A 14961-nucleotide genomic window follows, 5' to 3' on the forward strand; every position below is an offset into this window, starting at 1 on the left:
CAACGCAATCGAGGAAGTCAGCATGAACCGCAAAATCGCACTGATCACTGGCGCCAGTCGTGGCCTGGGCCGCAGCGCCGCCCTGCACCTCGCCGCGCAAGGCTTCGACATCATCGGCACCTACAACAGCCGCGCCGACGAGGCCCAGGCGCTGGTCATTGAATTGCAGGCACTCGGCGCGAAAGCGGCGATGCTGCAACTGGACGTCGGCCACAGCGAAAACTTCGCTGCGTTTGCCGAGCAGGTTGAACGAGCACTGGAACAGACTTTTCAGCGCCAGCGCTTTGATTTCCTGATCAACAACGCCGGGGTCGGCGTGCATGCGCTGTTCAGCGAAACCACCCCGGAGCAGTTCGATCTGCTGATGAACGTGCAGTTGAAAGGACCGTTCTTCCTGACTCAGCAGCTGTTGCCGCTGATCAACGACGGTGGGCGCATCGTCAATATTTCCAGCGGCCTGACCCGCTTCAGCCTGCCGGGGTACGGCGCCTATGCGGCGATGAAAGGTGCGATGGAAGTGCTGACGCGTTATCAGGCGAAAGAGTTGGGTGCGCGGCAGATTGGCGTGAACGTTCTGGCGCCGGGCGCGATTGAAACCGATTTTGGCGGCGGCACGGTGCGCGATAACAGCGCGGTCAACGCGATGGTCGCCAGCAATACCGCGCTGGGTCGGGTCGGGCTGCCGGATGATATTGGCGGTGCACTGGCGCTGCTGCTGTCGGAGGGTGGACAGTGGATCAATGGTCAGCGGGTCGAGGCATCCGGCGGCATGTTTCTCTGACTTTGTGCACGATGACTCACCTTTGTGGTGAGGGAATTTATCCCCTCACCACAGGTTTACCTCAGCTTTCACATGTGTGGCGGGCCATGAAGCGCTCGCGCAGTACGTCATAACCCCAGTGGTAGACGTAGGTGTACGGCAGGAAGAACAGCAGCACGCCAATGTCGAGCAACAACGCCTGCCACAGGCTGACCGACAGCCACCAGGCTATCAGCGGCACGCCCATCACGATCAGTCCACCTTCGAACAACAGCGCATGCACTACACGGACCCAGGCGTTGTGCGCCAGACTCATCCGCGCCAGAGCACGGTCGAAAAAACGGTTGAACACCACATTCCACGCCAGCGCCAACAGCGCGATCAACACGGTCACCGCGCCCATGTCGAGCAGCGGTTTTTGCATGATCCATGCGAGCAGCGGCGTGCAGATCAGGATCGCGAGAAACTCGAAACCAACCGCCTGGAAAACACGTTCGGTAATGGACTTGTGGGCAGTCATGGCCTGACTCCTTGTTTGACGATGGTTGCCATGATCCAACTGAATACCGATACTTCATAACCAATAACCATCGACCAAGGCGATAGTTCATGGCTTCGCAAGAAGTGCTGTTGGCGTTTGTCCAAGCGGCGACGCAAGGCTCGTTCTCAGCGGCGGCGCGCAAGTTGGGGCGCAGTCAGTCGACCATCAGCGCGGCAGTGGCAAGCCTGGAGATCGATCTGGATCTGCAGCTGTTCGACCGCAGCAGCCGCAAGCCCACGCTCACCCCTGCCGGCCACGTGATGCTGCAAAAAGCCGAGGCGATTCTGGCCGCCACCAGCCGCCTAGAGATGAGCGCACGGCAATTGGCGCAGGGCGTCGAGCCGAAGCTGACCGTGGCGATTTCCGACACTTATCAGTCGTATCGTTTCGAGGCGGCACTGGTGGGTTTCGAGCAGCGTTATCCGGAGCTTGAGCTGGAATGCCTGATTGCCGAATGCGAAGACCTGATCGAACTGGTCCAGCGCGGCCGGGCGCATTTGGCCTTCGCGGAAATGCAGGACAGCTACCCGCCGGATCTGGTGACCTCCACTGTGGCCGAGCGCACGGAGATTGCCCTGTTCGTCAGCCGCGAGCATGCGTTGGCGAAGCTTGAGCATGTCGATCAGCAGATTCTCGAGCAACATCGCGAATTGCGGCTGGCGACCATCGTCAATCCCTACGACAGCCGTGGCAAAGGCCGGGTGTGGTCGGCGCCGAGTTATCTGATGCTGCTGGAAATGGCGGAAAAAGACTTTGGCTGGGCACCGTTGCCGAGGTGGCTGGTGCAGCGCTATGCCAATGACTTGCTGATAGAGCTGGACGTGCGCGGCTGGCCGAAACCGGTGTTTGTCGATGCCTTGTGGTCGCGCTTGTATCCGCCGGGGCCGGCGGGGAGTTGGTTGCTCAGCAAGATGCTCGAATAAGATCAAAAGCCCCTCACCCCAGCCCTCTCCCGGAGGGAGAGGGGGCCGACCGAAGTGTCTGGCGTTATGCATCGACCTGAAAAACCTTATCGATTATGGATTCAAGACAATTCGTTCAAGTCGGTGAATCCCTCCAATATCCCCCGATCAGTCCCCTCTCCCTTTGGGAGAGGGTTAGGGTGAGGGCAATCCACAGACTGCCCACAATCGCCAGAGCGCCAAGGTCAGAGCATTTCCAGCGCCATGATCCGTCCTCGAATAAACCGCCGCTCCGGCTCCTGCCGCGTCAGCTCCAGCGCCCGCTGATACGCTGCCCGCGCCTCCTCCACTCGGCCCAACTGCCGGCAAAACTCCGCCCGAGCCGAATGCGCCAAGTGGTAATCCTGCAACTCCCCACGCGCCAAAATCCCTTCAACCAACAACAACCCGGCCAACGCCCCATCCCGCTTGGCCACCGCCACCGCGCGGTTCAGCTCGATCACCGGCGACGGCACCGCGCGCAGCAACACGTCGTACAGACCGACAATCTGCTGCCAGTCCGTTTGCGCCGCTGACGGCGCTTCCGCATGCACCGCTGCAATCGCCGCTTGCAGGCAATATGGCCCGAAGCGACGCGTACTCAGCGCGCGCTCGACCAGCGCGCAGCCTTCAGCCATCAACCCGGCATCCCACAACGAGCGATCCTGATCGTCGAGCAATACCAGTTCACCGCTCGGCGAGGTTCGTGCCGGTCGACGTGATTCGTGCAGCAGCATCAGCGCCAGCAGCCCCATGACTTCCGGCTCAGGCAGCAACTCCATCAACAGGCGCCCGAGGCGAATCGCTTCGCGCGTCAGGTCCTCGCGGGTCAGCTCAGTGCCGACCGATGCCGAATAACCCTCGTTGAACACCAGATAAATCACCCGCAACACGCTGTCGAGGCGCTCGGGCAATTCGTTCAGCGTGGGTACTTGATAAGGGATTTTCGCGTCGCGGATCTTGGCTTTGGCGCGGACGATGCGCTGGGCAATCGCCGCCGGCGCCGAGAGAAAAGCACGGGCGATTTCCTCGGTGGTGAGGTCGCAGACTTCGCGCAAGGTCAGCGGCACCTGCGCATCCGCCGCCAGTGCCGGGTGGCAGCAGGTGAAGATCAGCCGCAAGCGATCGTCTTCCACGTCTTCGCCACTCCAGTCAGCCTGTTCCAGCTCATCGAGTTGTGCCAGCAGCAACGGTTGCGACGCCTTGAACCGGGCGCGCCGGCGCAGCACATCGATGGCTTTGAAACGTCCGGTCGAGACCAGCCAGGTACGCGGGTTGTCCGGCACGCCGTCGCGCTGCCAGCGCTCGACCGCGACGAAGAACGCCTCGTGCAAGGCTTCTTCGGCGAGGTCGAAATCACCGAGCAGGCGGATCAGCGTGGCCAGAATCCGCCGCGAATCCTCACGGTAGACCTGCTCGACCCGCGCCCTGACGTCAGACATTCAACTGCCGCACCGGACGCACTTCAACGCTGCCGACCCGCGCTGCCGGAATATTGCCGGCGACCTGGATCGCTTCGTTGAGATCCTTGGCATCGATCAGGTAGAAACCGGCCAGTTGCTCCTTGGTTTCAGCGAAAGGCCCATCGGTGATCGACAACTTGCCGTTGCGCATTCTCACGGTAGTCGCAGTCTGCACCGACTCCAGCGCTTCGGCGGCGATCATCCGCCCGCTGCCCTGAATCGACTCGGCGTAGGCCCAGCATTCGGCGTCCTCCGGGCTGTCGGGCGAGGTGTGCAGCAGGCGTTCATCGCTGTAGACCAGGCATAGGTATTTCATGGCGATCTCCTGATTCGAACGGATCAACTATGGCTGAAGATCAGGGCTGCACATCGAACAGCGTCGCGCCGCTCATCGGATCGAACGGTGCCGACCAGTGCTCGTGGGCAATCTTCCACGCCCCGCCGATTTGCCGGTAACAGGCGGTGACACGCATCCAGCAACTCTGGGTTTCGCCTTTGTCATTGGTGCCGCCGCAGTTGGCTACCCAATGGGCGAAAGCGATGTTGTCGGCACTTTCGATGGCGATTTCGTGGAACTCGAAGATGTGCGGGCCGGGGCACATTTCCATGCACTCGACCCAGTGCGCGCGGTAGGCCGCTTTGCCTTTGAATTGCAGGGCCTTGATCGCATCGAACGAGACGATGTCGTCGGCGTACAGGGCCATGACTTTCTCGACGTCCTTGGCCATTACCGCTTCGCGATAGGTGTTGATCAGAGTCTGGATATCAGTCTGTGCGCTCATGGTGTTCTCCGTGGTTTTTGTTGTGAAGACACCCTTAGTCGTTTGCCCAATGCGCGGATCGACAGGGCAAACAAAAAAATTTCGCCGACGACAATCTCGCTAGAATCCGAGGCTCACTCTTTGTAGGAAAAAGGAAATTCCCGTGTCAGCCCAACTCGTGCCTTACGACAGCCTCAGCCCTTTACAGCGTCAGCAAGTCGAGGCCATTGAAATCCACCCCGAGCAGATCAAATTCTCCGGCGACATCCACGGTGCCTTGCACACCCTGCTTTCGAAACCCGGCCCCGGCGTAAAGGGTTTTGCCCTGCTGGCGGACGACGTACCGGTAGCGTTTCTGCTGCTCAAGCGCCCGCCGGTGTTGCCCGACTGGGCCGACGAACACAGCGCCACGTTGCATGCGCTGCAGGTCGATCGCCGAGCGCAGGGCAAGGGTTACGGCAAGGCTTGCCTGCAAGCGCTGCCCGCTGTCGCCCGTGAAGCATGGCCGGAAATCAAAGGACTGGAATTGTCGGTGGACGCTGATAACGAGGCGGCGATTGCGCTGTACGCCAAGCATGGCTATGTCGACAGCGGCGAGGCTTACAAGGGCCGGATCGGTTACGAGCGGCGGATGGGGCTGTTCTTCTGAGTATCCCCTGATCGTTCCCACGCTCCGCGTGGGAACGCCTCTTTGTGACGTTCTGCGTCACGGTTTTGGGACGCGGAGCGTCCCCGGCTGCATTACCACGCGGAGCGTGGGAACGATCAGGCAGTTTCGATAGGTGTTGGCTTCAGAGGGTCAGGATCATCTCGTGCCACGCCATGCCGCCGTGGTCGGACTCCGACGGTTTGATGTAAGCAAAGCCAAACCCGGCGTACAACGCAATGTGTTGCTCTTTGCACATCAGATGAATTGTCGCTTTGTCCATCCCACGCATGCGCTCGATGAATTTGCCGAGCAGGCGCTTGGCCAGGCCCTGCCCTTGGTAATCCGGGTGCACCACCACCGACATGATCACCACGTTCGGCCCTTTCGGGTCGTGGCCGATCAGCTCCTTGAAGGCCTCGTCGGACATCTGCACGTCGAACGCCGCGCCGGAATTGATGAAACCGGCGACCACACCGTCCACCTCGGCGACGATGAAGCCGTCCGGCCAGGTGGCGATGCGCGTGGCGATCTTTTCGCGGGTAGCAGCTTCGTCGCCTTCATAGGCGTCGGTTTCGATGGCGTAGCAGCGGTCGAGGTCGGCGGCGCTGACGTTGCGGATCACGGTGTTCATGGCAGCTCAAAAATCTGTGGAAACAAGGCCCGCCAGCATAAAGCAGAACCACCGGGGCGGACATGCTCCGCCTCGATTGTTACACCGCTCAAGCCTTGATCGGCAGCCAGATTTCCAGGGTGCCGGTATTGAGCTTCGGATCGAAATCCTCGCTATAGCGCTCGAATTCCGGGGCATCCGCCGCTTCGTAAGCGGACTGCGGCAGCCAGGTGTTCCAGATGTACTGAAAGGTGTCAGGGAGTTGCGCCAGTGACCCCTTGTGCTCGAACACCGCATATTTCTGCGGCTGGATTTCAACCCAGCGGTACTTTTCCGGCAGGTCGTCGAGCTTGTCGATCTGCACCCCGGCGATGTATTCGAAACCGCCCTCGCCGTCCGCGTTGCAGCAAACGCCGTAGGTCACTTCATTGACTTGCGCCGGGATTTTTCCCAAGTGCGGGATCAGTTTTTCCCACAACGCGGGAATGTTTTCGGTGGTTTGCTGAGTGAATCGCCCACCGAAACCGGCAATCAACAGAAATTGCCCGTGTTCGAAGCGCGGCCCAGCCAATTCGACGCGTGGTTGTTCATCCATGACGCGACTCCTCAGAACGCAAAAGTGGGTTCGGCTGGGAGTATAGAAAGCCCGATCCGTTTCGCACGTTTACAGCGCATGCAACTGCTCGACGGCGCCCGAGCCAACAAACTCGTTGTACCCGGAAACGATCACGTAGACCGCGAAATAGCAGAAGATCGCCGCCGATGCCAAGTAGGAGTAACGCAGCAGCTTGTCGCCCAGCAGCTTGCCGCCGTGGCTTGCCGCGAAGCACAGACCGGCCGACCACAGCAGCCCGGCGCAGAGAAAGCCGCCCAAAAACAGCGCCGAACTCAACGGACCACCGCCACCGGATCGCGCAATCAACGTGCCGCCGACCGCAGCAAACCAGAGAATCGCACTCGGCGACGACATCGCGAGAAAGATGCCGCGAAAGAATTCCTTGCGATGGGAGTTCTGCCCCACTTCCGCGGTTTCCGCCAGCAGCGCTTCGTGGTGGATCGCCGAATAAATCATCTTCGCCGCAAAGTAGATCAGCAGCGCCGAACCGCCAATCCACAGGACCCAGCGCACGGTTTCGTATTGCAGCAAAACGGTCATGCCGGCCAGTGCCAGCACCGCGTAAATCAGGTCGCCGACGCAGGTGCCCAGGCCCAGAGCGAAGCCCTGAAAGTAGCCGCGCTGCATGGCCAGGGTGATCATCGCGATGTTGGCTACGCCGATATCCAGGCACAGCGAAAGGCTCAGCAAGAAGCCGCTGGTGAATTCCATTGACCGATTTTCCTTGAAAAAAATGTTTACAACCGCGCTGGACAGTATGCCATCACTGCACTTATCTTCCGCCACAGGTCACCGCAGTGACCAGCGTCGCTCGGACGGTTCCGGGCGCTTACGTTATCCGAGGCAACAATGGCCGAACAAGGTTCGCCGCGCCGCTTTGCGCGCATAGATCGACTCCCCCCTTACGTTTTCAACATCACCGCCGAGCTGAAGATGGCCGCTCGCCGCCGTGGTGAAGACATCATCGACCTGAGCATGGGTAATCCCGACGGCGCCACGCCGCCGCACATTGTCGAAAAACTCGTGCAGGTCGCCCAGCGTGAAGACACCCACGGTTACTCGACGTCCAAGGGCATTCCGCGCCTGCGCCGGGCGATTTCCAACTGGTACAAGCAGCGCTACGAAGTCGATATCGACCCGGAAAGCGAAGCCATTGTCACCATCGGTTCCAAGGAAGGCCTGGCGCATTTGATGCTGGCGACCCTGGACCAGGGCGACACCGTGCTGGTGCCGAACCCGAGCTATCCGATCCACATTTACGGCGCAGTGATTGCCGGCGCTCAGGTGCGTTCGGTGCCGCTGGTGCCGGGGGTGGACTTCTTCGATGAGCTGGAGCGGGCCATTCGCGGCTCGATCCCCAAGCCGAAAATGATGATCCTCGGTTTCCCGTCCAATCCGACCGCGCAGTGCGTGGAGCTGGATTTCTTCGAACGGGTGATCGCGCTCGCCAAGCAGTACGACGTTTTGGTCATCCACGATCTGGCTTACGCCGACATCGTCTACGACGGCTGGAAAGCCCCGTCGATCATGCAGGTGCCAGGGGCCAAGGACATTGCGGTGGAGTTTTTCACCCTGTCCAAGAGCTACAACATGGCCGGCTGGCGCATTGGTTTCATGGTCGGCAACCCGGAACTGGTCAGCGCCCTGGCGCGGATCAAGAGCTACCACGACTACGGCACCTTCACCCCGCTGCAAGTGGCGGCGATTGCCGCGCTGGAAGGCGATCAACAGTGCGTGCGCGACATCGCCGAGCAGTATCGTCAGCGGCGCAACGTGCTGGTCAAAGGCCTGCATGAGCTGGGCTGGATGGTCGAGAATCCGAAAGCGTCGATGTATGTCTGGGCGAAGATTCCCGAGGCGTATGCGCATCTGGGTTCGCTGGAGTTCGCCAAGAAACTGCTGGCCGAGGCCAAGGTCTGCGTTTCGCCGGGCGTGGGTTTTGGCGAGTACGGCGATGATCACGTGCGCTTCGCCCTGATCGAAAATCAGGACCGCATTCGTCAGGCCGTGCGCGGGATTCGCGGGATGTTCCGCGCGGATGGCTTCAATCCGAAATCTCCTGCCTGACACCTGCCCCCTGTGGGAGCGAGCCTGCTCGCGAAAGCGGTGGGTCAGTCAGCATATTGGCTGGCTGACCTGGCCCCTTCGCGAGCAGGCTCGCTCCCACATTGGTTTTGGGTGAACCACGAAATCCACCCACAAAAAAACCGCATCACTGCGGTTTTTTTGTGCCTGCAAACTGCCGCTTAAACGAACAGCGACAACAGCAGGATAAAGCCCAGGCCCACTACCGACAGAATGGTCTCCATCGCGGTCCAGGTCTTGAAGGTTTCGGCCACGGTCATGTTGAAGTACTGCTTGACCAGCCAGAAACCAGCGTCGTTGACGTGGGACAGGATCAGCGAACCGGCGCCGGTGGCCAGCACCAGCAGCTCACGGTTGACGCCCGGAATCATGCCGACAACCGGCACCACAATGCCGGCGCCAGTGATGGTCGCCACGGTCGCCGAACCGGTTGCGATACGGATCACCGCCGCCACCAGCCAGGCCAGCAGGATCGGCGAGATCTGTGCGCTGACCGCCATGTGGCCGATCACATCACCCACGCCACTGGTCACCAGCATCTGCTTGAAGCCACCGCCCGCACCAATGATCAGAATGATCGCGGCGGTTGGCGCCAGGCTCGCGTCGAGCCACTTGAGCATCTGGTTGGAACCGATGCCCTGCTTGTAGCCAAAGGTGTACAGCGACAGCAGCAACGCCAGCAGCAGTGCGGAGATCGGGTGGCCGATCATGTCCATCCAGATACGGAAGAAGTTGCCGTCCGGCAGCGCTACGTCAGCGAAGGTTTTCAGCAGCATCAGGAACACCGGCAGCAACACGGTGACCAGAGTGATGCTGAAGCTCGGCAGGTTGGCCGAATCGTTTTCGCGGGCCAGTTGATCGACCAGCTCCTGATTCGGGTGGCCAGGAATGTGCTTGGCGATGAAGGTACCGAAGATCGGACCGGCAATGATGGCGGTCGGCAGCGCGACGATCAGACCGTAAAGAATGGTCTTGCCGATGTCAGCGCCGAACACGCCGATGGCCAGCAGCGGGCCTGGGTGCGGCGGTACCAGACCGTGCACCGCAGAGAGGCCGGCGAGCAGCGGGATACCGATCTTGATGATCGATACGCCAGTGCGACGGGCGACGATGAACACCAGCGGAATCAGCAGCACGAAGCCGATTTCGAAGAACAGCGGAATGCCCACCAGAAACGCGGCGAACATCATCGCCCACTGCACCTTGTCCTTGCCGAAGGCGCGGATCAGGGTCTGGGCGATCTGATCGGCGCCGCCGGATTCGGCCATCATTTTGCCGAGCATGGTGCCGAGGGCGAGGATGATGCCGACAAAACCGAGCACGCCACCGAAGCCGTCCTGGAACGCCTTGATGATGGTATTGATCGGCATGCCGGAAGTCAGGCCGAGGAAGGCGGCGGCGATGGTCAGGGCGATAAAAGGGTGAATCTTGAATTTGGTGATCAGGATAATCAGGCCGATTACCGTGACCACCGCATCGAGCAGCAGGAACGTCTCGTGGGACATGCCAAACATGGGGGGTGTCTCCTGGATTGTTGTTGTTATTAAAGCGGGTTGAACAGAAGTCGGGAGGACAGCGCTGTCTTTTTCAACATGCTCATATCGCCTGTTTCAGGCCGTTGGCCTGCCACCAGACGTGAGCCTGCAGGGCCAGCTCTTCGACGCTGTGAATCGAGGCATTGAGCGGCAGAGTCAGCGGCTCGCCCTTGGGCGATTCGAGGGTGGCGAACTGGCTTTCGATCAACGTCGCCGGCATGAAGTGGCCCGGGCGGTGCGATACACGCTCGGCGGCGACTTCAGGAGTCAATTCAAGAAACACGAAGCCCAGGCCCGGCAAGGCACTGCGCAGACGTTCGCGATAACTGTGTTTAAGGGCCGAGCAGGTCAACACCGGGCGCTGGCCTTGGGCATCGACGCGACGCAGTTCATCGCACAGGCTGTCGAGCCAGCCGGCGCGGTCTTCGTCGTTCAGGGGGATCCCCGCGCTCATCTTTTCGATGTTCGCGGCCGGATGGAAAGTATCGCCTTCAATGGCAGTGGCGCCGCTCAATTGGCACAGGGCCTGGCTGACGCACGTCTTGCCGCAACCGGCAACGCCCATGATGACCAGGGCGGTGATGGGATGACTCATATAACACCTCAGCGCGCAGACAGCGCTACCTTTGCTAGCTATGACTCTAGTGCACAGGCAGAAGTTGCCGACGCCTTCTTGTCGTTTTTTTGGGTTGCAGCAGGTTTGTTCCCGACGCCAAAGAGCACAGATCAGGCAGGACCGCGCTCACGCATTTGCAGCTGCATCAGGACAGCGCTACCTTAGTGCCTTGATTTTTGTTTGGCAAGCCGCCCGATGACCTCCCCCAAGAACGATAAAAATACCCGCACCACCGGCCGTCCGACCCTCAACGAAGTAGCCCGCCTGGCCGGCGTCAGCCCGATCACTGCCTCGCGCGCCTTGCGCGGGGTGAGCACGGTGGCCACCGAACTGGTGGAAAAAGTGCAGAAAGCTGCGCTTGAACTCAACTATGTAGTCAACCCCGCCGCCCGCGCACTGGCCTCGGCGCAGAGCCATTCGGTGGTGGTGCTGGTGCCGTCACTGTCCAACCTGCTGTTCATCGACACGCTGGAAGCCATTCATCGGGTGCTGACGCCCAAAGGCTTCGAAGTGCTGATCGGCAACTTCCACTATTCGCGCGATGAAGAAGAAAACCTGCTGCGCAATTACATGGCTTATCAGCCGCGCGGGTTTCTGCTGACCGGTTTTGATCGCACGGAAAGTTCGCGGCGGATGATCGAGGCCAGCAACATTCCCTGCGTGTACATGATGGAGCTGGACAGTGCTGCCGGAGTCAATTGCGTGGGTTTCTCGCAGTTGAGCGCCGGGGAAACTGCCGCCGAACACCTTCTGTCTCGCGGACGCAAGCGTCTGGCGTACATCGGCGCGCAGCTGGACCAGCGCACCCTGCTGCGCGGTGAGGGTTTCCGCAAAGCATTGCAGAAGGCAGGCCGTTACGACCCGGATCTGGAAGTGCTGACGCCACGTGCTTCGTCGGTGGGCTTGGGCGGCGAGCTGTTCCTGCAATTGCTGGCGGCGCATCCGGATGTTGATGCGATTTTCTTCGGCAACGATGACCTGGCCCAGGGTGCGATGCTGGAAGCGTTGCGTAACGGCATCAAGATTCCCGAGCAGGTGGCGATCCTCGGTTTCAATGATTTGCCGATGTCCGAACACATGGTGCCGCGCCTGAGCAGCATCAACACCCCGCGCGAGGCGATCGGCCGGCGCGCGGCGGAGCAGATGCTCACGTTAATGGCGGGCAACAAAGTGGCGCGGCCGGTGGAGGATATGGGGTTTGAGCTGAAGGTGCGCGAGAGTACCTGACCCTTCACAAATGCTGAATTGAAACACAACCCTTGTGGGAGCGAGCCTGCTCGCGAAAGCGGTGGGTCAGTCAGCATTGATACAGCTGACACGACGCCTTCGCGAGCAGGCCCGCTCCCACAGGGGATCTCTACCAAACTCAATGGCTGAGCAGGTCGACCAACGCCTGGGCGCCCTTCTGCAAGGGCTGGCTCTTGAGCCACACCGCATGCACCGGCAGCACCAGGCCATTTTCGATGTTGCGAAAATTCAGCCGCTTCAAGCGTCCCGCGTCCAGCCACGGCTGCACCACCGACAGCGGAAAATTCCCCCAGCCCAATCCCGCTTCAACCATTTCCATCGCCGTCTCGAGATTGTCCGTACGCCAGTAGGATTCAGCCACCAATGGCCGCGTCTCGCTGATCGGCAAGTCGCGGCTGGCGACGATGATCTGCCGCACCTGCACCAGATCTTCGAGAAACACATCCCGCCCTTGCAACAACGGGCTGTCCGCCGCCAGCGTGGCGATCATGCGTTCGCTGCCGACGAACTGAAACCGCTCCAGCGCATTGACGCTTAACCCGGCAAACGCCAGACACACGCTGACCCGGCCAGTGTGCAACATCGCCAGCACATCATCCTGTGGCGCAGTCAGCACTTCGATATCGAGCAACGGATGCCGCTCGGCAATCACCTTGATCGCTGCCAGCAAGCGGCGCCGATCCATGTCCGCAACCACGCCAATCGACAACCTGCTTTCCAGCCCCAGCGACAGCTCCACCGCGTGCACCTGCAGCTGCTTGAGCTGCTCGGCGATCAGTCGCGCGTGGGGCACCAACGACTGCGCCATCGCCGTCGGTTGCGGCTCGCGGTGGCTGCGGTCGAACAGCGGGTAACCGAGTTCCGCTTCAAGATTGGCAATGCCCATGCTCACCGCGGAGGGCACCTTGCCCAACTGCCGCGCGGCAGCGGAAAACGAGCCGCGCTCGATCACCGCGAGAAACAATTCGATGCTGTCGCTGCTGAAATTCAAATGCCTCACCTATCAATAAAGCTGAAAGCTACCGACTTTTTCTGTCAGGTGCATTGAAGCTATCTTTGCTCGCCTTCGCCAGCCCTGCTGGCCAACATTTGGCAAGAAAGAGGCAAATCTGCATGCAAGGCGTGAAACGCAAACTGGTCTACGTGTCGCTCTACGAAGTGATTGGGATGACCTTCTCGGCCCTCGGTCTGGCGTTGCTCTCGGGCACATCTCCGGGCAGCACCGGGCCGCTGGCGGTGATCATCACCAGCATCGCCGTGACCTGGAATTTCATTTACACCTCGTTGTTCGAGCGCTGGGAAAGTCGCCAGGTCTCGCGCACCCGCACGGTCAAACGGCGCATCGCCCACGCGGTCGGCTTTCAACTGACGCTGATCGTGTTTCTGATCCCGTTGATCGCGTGGTGGATGAACATCAGTCTGGTGCAAGCGTTCCTGCTGGATCTGGCACTGATCATTTTCATCCCGTGCTACACGTTCGTGTTCAACTGGCTGTTTGACCGGATCTTCGGTTTGCCGGCGTCGGCGCTGCCGGATTCTGCCGCTGCGGCATAAATCGCTAATTCGTAAGCAGATATTGCGAGAAATCAGCGGTTTGACCGGGTAAACCGCTGATATTCACAATCCATCAATTCCGATAGCAGGCTAAGCTTTTCCATCAATAAAAAATGGATCAGCTTATGACTGCTCACGCTTCCGCCGCCGCGCACAGTGACGGCATCGACCCGGTACGCGCCGCCGAGATTTCCGCCCGCATCGACCGTCTGCCCGCCGTCGCCACCATCTGGCGCCTGGTGGCGCTGCTGTCGATCGGTGGATTTTTCGAACTCTACGATCTGTTCCAGACCGCCTACATCAGCCCCGGGCTGATTCGCGACGGCCTGTTCGCCACGGGTAAGCAAGGCGTGTTCGGTTTCTCCGATCAGGCGGCGTTTGCCTCGGCGACGTTCCTCGGCCTGTTCCTCGGCGCCAGCCTGCTCAGTCCGCTGGCGGATCGGTTCGGTCGCCGGGCGATTTTCACCTTCGCGCTGATCTGGTACACGGTGGCGACAGTGCTGATGGGGATTCAGACCTCGGCGCTGGGCATCATCGGCATGCGTTTTCTGGTCGGCATCGGCTTGGGTATCGAATTGGTGACGATCGATGCCTACCTCTCGGAACTGGTCCCTAAACGCATGCGCAGCTCGGCGTTCGCCTTTGCGTTTTTCGTGCAGTTCCTCTCGGTGCCGGCGGTGGCCTTGATGTCGTGGTGGCTGGTGCCGCAAGCGCCGTTCGGGGTGTCCGGCTGGCGTTGGGTGGTGCTGGCCAGCGCGGTGTTTGCGCTGTTTATCTGGTGGCTGCGCAAGCGTCTGCCGGAATCGCCGCGCTGGCTGGCGCAGCATGGCCGTTTTGACGAGGCCAACCGCATCCTCGATAACCTCGAAGCGCGCTGCGCCAAGGATTACGGCAAAGCGCTGGATGCGCCGGAACCGGTGCCGGTCGATGTCGAAGGCAAGGGCCGTTTCGCCGATATCTGGCAGCCGCCCTATCGCCGCCGCGCGTTGATGCTGATCGTTTTTCATATCTTTCAGGCGATCGGTTTCTTCGGTTTCGGCAACTGGTTGCCGGCGCTGCTTTCGGGCCAAGGCGTGAGCATCACCCACAGTTTGATGTACGCCTTCATCATCACCCTCGCCTACCCGCTCGGGCCGTTGCTGTTTGTGAAGTTCGCCAACCGTTTCGAGAACAAATGGCAAATCGTCGGCTCGGCGCTCGGCGCGATGACCTTCGGCACCCTGTTCGCCCTGCAGACCAGCGCCTTCGGGCTGATTTTCTGCGGCGTAATGATCACCTTCTGCAACGCCTGGCTGAGCTTCAGTTATCACTCCTATCAAAGCGAGCTGTTCCCGACCAACATCCGCGCCCGCGCGGTCGGGTTCTGCTATTCGTTCAGTCGCTTGTCGACGGTGTTCAGCAGTCTGCTGATCGGCATGTTCCTGGATAATTTCGGCACGCCGGGGGTACTGGCGTTCATCGTCAGCAGCATGCTGATCGTGATGCTGACCATCGGCTGGTTCGGCCCGCGTACGCGTAATCTGGCGCTGGAGAACATTGCGCATCGCTGACGGCCACCACAGGACTCACCCGTGGGAGCGAG

17 protein-coding genes are annotated in these 14961 nt (G+C 60.4%); 7 read left to right on the forward strand and 10 right to left on the reverse strand.

Annotation, left to right across the window (positions count from 1 at the left end; genetic code table 11):
* Positions 1-22 precede the first annotated feature (22 nt).
* Positions 23-781: an SDR family NAD(P)-dependent oxidoreductase gene (locus tag J2Y39_RS12435; protein WP_056788016.1), complete on the forward strand. Its 759-nt coding sequence runs from the start codon at positions 23-25 to the stop codon at positions 779-781.
* Between the two features lie 61 nt (positions 782-842).
* On the opposite strand, the gene J2Y39_RS12440 is transcribed toward J2Y39_RS12435, so the two are convergent.
* Positions 843-1280 (reverse strand): multidrug/biocide efflux PACE transporter, encoded by a 438-nt coding sequence (locus J2Y39_RS12440; protein WP_310217878.1) that lies wholly within the window; start codon positions 1278-1280, stop codon positions 843-845.
* An 89-nt stretch (positions 1281-1369) separates the two neighbouring features.
* Between J2Y39_RS12440 and J2Y39_RS12445 the strand changes: the two genes are divergently transcribed.
* Positions 1370-2224 carry a LysR family transcriptional regulator gene (locus tag J2Y39_RS12445; RefSeq protein WP_310217881.1) on the forward strand — a complete coding sequence of 285 codons (855 nt, stop codon included), beginning with the start codon at positions 1370-1372 and terminating at the stop codon, positions 2222-2224.
* Between the two features lie 224 nt (positions 2225-2448).
* Here J2Y39_RS12445 and J2Y39_RS12450 read toward each other — a convergent pair whose 3' ends face one another.
* The 3 genes from J2Y39_RS12450 to J2Y39_RS12460 are packed head-to-tail and all read right to left on the reverse strand — an operon-like array spanning position 2449 to position 4487.
* Positions 2449-3684 (reverse strand): RNA polymerase sigma factor, encoded by a 1236-nt coding sequence (locus J2Y39_RS12450; protein WP_310217884.1) that lies wholly within the window; start codon positions 3682-3684, stop codon positions 2449-2451.
* Positions 3677-4021, reverse strand: a complete 345-nt coding sequence (locus tag J2Y39_RS12455; RefSeq protein WP_095181502.1) for a YciI family protein — start codon at positions 4019-4021, stop codon at positions 3677-3679. The genes J2Y39_RS12450 and J2Y39_RS12455 overlap by 8 nt, the downstream gene beginning before the upstream one ends.
* A 40-nt stretch (positions 4022-4061) precedes the next feature.
* Positions 4062-4487 carry a nuclear transport factor 2 family protein gene (locus tag J2Y39_RS12460; RefSeq protein ID WP_041479207.1) on the reverse strand — a complete coding sequence of 142 codons (426 nt, stop codon included), beginning with the start codon at positions 4485-4487 and terminating at the stop codon, positions 4062-4064.
* A gap of 142 nt (positions 4488-4629) precedes the next feature.
* Between J2Y39_RS12460 and J2Y39_RS12465 the strand changes: the two genes are divergently transcribed.
* Positions 4630-5115, forward strand: coding sequence for an N-acetyltransferase (locus tag J2Y39_RS12465; protein ID WP_150637515.1), 486 nt, complete (start codon positions 4630-4632; stop codon positions 5113-5115).
* Positions 5116-5257: 142 nt separating this feature from the next.
* On the opposite strand, the gene J2Y39_RS12470 is transcribed toward J2Y39_RS12465, so the two are convergent.
* From J2Y39_RS12470 to J2Y39_RS12480, 3 genes are all read right to left on the reverse strand, one after another.
* Complete coding sequence (locus tag J2Y39_RS12470; protein WP_310217895.1) at positions 5258-5746, reverse strand: GNAT family N-acetyltransferase; 489 nt, start codon at positions 5744-5746, stop codon at positions 5258-5260.
* Between the two features lie 88 nt (positions 5747-5834).
* On the reverse strand, positions 5835-6320 hold the full coding sequence (locus J2Y39_RS12475) for a GyrI-like domain-containing protein (protein WP_310217898.1): 486 nt from the start codon (positions 6318-6320) through the stop codon (positions 5835-5837).
* A gap of 69 nt (positions 6321-6389) precedes the next feature.
* Positions 6390-7052 (reverse strand): LysE family translocator, encoded by a 663-nt coding sequence (locus tag J2Y39_RS12480; RefSeq protein ID WP_041479200.1) that lies wholly within the window; start codon positions 7050-7052, stop codon positions 6390-6392.
* 138 nt (positions 7053-7190) lie between these two features.
* On the opposite strand from J2Y39_RS12480, the gene alaC reads away from it, so the two are divergent.
* Complete coding sequence (gene alaC, locus J2Y39_RS12485; protein ID WP_056787993.1) at positions 7191-8408, forward strand: alanine transaminase; 1218 nt, start codon at positions 7191-7193, stop codon at positions 8406-8408.
* Between the two features lie 179 nt (positions 8409-8587).
* On the opposite strand, the gene J2Y39_RS12490 is transcribed toward alaC, so the two are convergent.
* The gene (locus J2Y39_RS12490) at positions 8588-9940 is read right to left on the reverse strand and encodes a GntP family permease (protein ID WP_016773551.1); all 1353 of its coding nucleotides are present in this window, start codon (positions 9938-9940) and stop codon (positions 8588-8590) included.
* 82 nt (positions 9941-10022) lie between these two features.
* On the reverse strand, positions 10023-10556 hold the full coding sequence (locus tag J2Y39_RS12495; RefSeq protein WP_071173330.1) for a gluconokinase: 534 nt from the start codon (positions 10554-10556) through the stop codon (positions 10023-10025).
* A gap of 216 nt (positions 10557-10772) precedes the next feature.
* Between J2Y39_RS12495 and J2Y39_RS12500 the strand changes: the two genes are divergently transcribed.
* The gene (locus tag J2Y39_RS12500) at positions 10773-11804 is read left to right on the forward strand and encodes a LacI family DNA-binding transcriptional regulator (RefSeq protein ID WP_252876771.1); all 1032 of its coding nucleotides are present in this window, start codon (positions 10773-10775) and stop codon (positions 11802-11804) included.
* A 139-nt stretch (positions 11805-11943) separates the two neighbouring features.
* On the opposite strand, the gene J2Y39_RS12505 is transcribed toward J2Y39_RS12500, so the two are convergent.
* Positions 11944-12816: a LysR family transcriptional regulator gene (locus J2Y39_RS12505; RefSeq protein WP_150637513.1), complete on the reverse strand. Its 873-nt coding sequence runs from the start codon at positions 12814-12816 to the stop codon at positions 11944-11946.
* Positions 12817-12938: 122 nt separating this feature from the next.
* Here J2Y39_RS12505 and J2Y39_RS12510 point away from each other — a divergent pair, with 122 nt between their 5' ends.
* Together J2Y39_RS12510 and J2Y39_RS12515 are read left to right on the forward strand one after the other, a co-directional pair.
* Positions 12939-13379 (forward strand): PACE efflux transporter, encoded by a 441-nt coding sequence (locus tag J2Y39_RS12510; RefSeq protein ID WP_252878756.1) that lies wholly within the window; start codon positions 12939-12941, stop codon positions 13377-13379.
* 125 nt (positions 13380-13504) lie between these two features.
* Positions 13505-14929: an MFS transporter gene (locus J2Y39_RS12515; protein WP_310217908.1), complete on the forward strand. Its 1425-nt coding sequence runs from the start codon at positions 13505-13507 to the stop codon at positions 14927-14929.
* The last annotated feature ends 32 nt before the right edge of the window (positions 14930-14961 follow it).

It is taken from the genome of Pseudomonas sp. 2957 (genome assembly GCF_031456345.1).
Lineage (GTDB): Bacteria > Pseudomonadota > Gammaproteobacteria > Pseudomonadales > Pseudomonadaceae > Aquipseudomonas > Aquipseudomonas siliginis.

What these genes read in the sequence shown, in the direction of transcription:
- J2Y39_RS12510 (WP_252878756.1), top strand. Translation starts at nt 12,939, where the DNA reads ATGCAAGGCGTGAAACGCAAACTGGTCTACGTGTCGCTCTACGAAGTG.
- J2Y39_RS12455 (WP_095181502.1), bottom strand. Translation starts at nt 4,021, where the DNA reads ATGAAATACCTATGCCTGGTCTACAGCGATGAACGCCTGCTGCACACC.
- J2Y39_RS12460 (WP_041479207.1), bottom strand. Translation starts at nt 4,487, where the DNA reads ATGAGCGCACAGACTGATATCCAGACTCTGATCAACACCTATCGCGAA.
- J2Y39_RS12500 (WP_252876771.1), top strand. Translation starts at nt 10,773, where the DNA reads ATGACCTCCCCCAAGAACGATAAAAATACCCGCACCACCGGCCGTCCG.
- alaC (WP_056787993.1), top strand. Translation starts at nt 7,191, where the DNA reads ATGGCCGAACAAGGTTCGCCGCGCCGCTTTGCGCGCATAGATCGACTC.
- J2Y39_RS12475 (WP_310217898.1), bottom strand. Translation starts at nt 6,320, where the DNA reads ATGGATGAACAACCACGCGTCGAATTGGCTGGGCCGCGCTTCGAACAC.
- J2Y39_RS12480 (WP_041479200.1), bottom strand. Translation starts at nt 7,052, where the DNA reads ATGGAATTCACCAGCGGCTTCTTGCTGAGCCTTTCGCTGTGCCTGGAT.
- J2Y39_RS12450 (WP_310217884.1), bottom strand. Translation starts at nt 3,684, where the DNA reads ATGTCTGACGTCAGGGCGCGGGTCGAGCAGGTCTACCGTGAGGATTCG.
- J2Y39_RS12495 (WP_071173330.1), bottom strand. Translation starts at nt 10,556, where the DNA reads ATGAGTCATCCCATCACCGCCCTGGTCATCATGGGCGTTGCCGGTTGC.
- J2Y39_RS12440 (WP_310217878.1), bottom strand. Translation starts at nt 1,280, where the DNA reads ATGACTGCCCACAAGTCCATTACCGAACGTGTTTTCCAGGCGGTTGGT.
- J2Y39_RS12435 (WP_056788016.1), top strand. Translation starts at nt 23, where the DNA reads ATGAACCGCAAAATCGCACTGATCACTGGCGCCAGTCGTGGCCTGGGC.
- J2Y39_RS12490 (WP_016773551.1), bottom strand. Translation starts at nt 9,940, where the DNA reads ATGTTTGGCATGTCCCACGAGACGTTCCTGCTGCTCGATGCGGTGGTC.
- J2Y39_RS12470 (WP_310217895.1), bottom strand. Translation starts at nt 5,746, where the DNA reads ATGAACACCGTGATCCGCAACGTCAGCGCCGCCGACCTCGACCGCTGC.
- J2Y39_RS12445 (WP_310217881.1), top strand. Translation starts at nt 1,370, where the DNA reads ATGGCTTCGCAAGAAGTGCTGTTGGCGTTTGTCCAAGCGGCGACGCAA.
- J2Y39_RS12515 (WP_310217908.1), top strand. Translation starts at nt 13,505, where the DNA reads ATGACTGCTCACGCTTCCGCCGCCGCGCACAGTGACGGCATCGACCCG.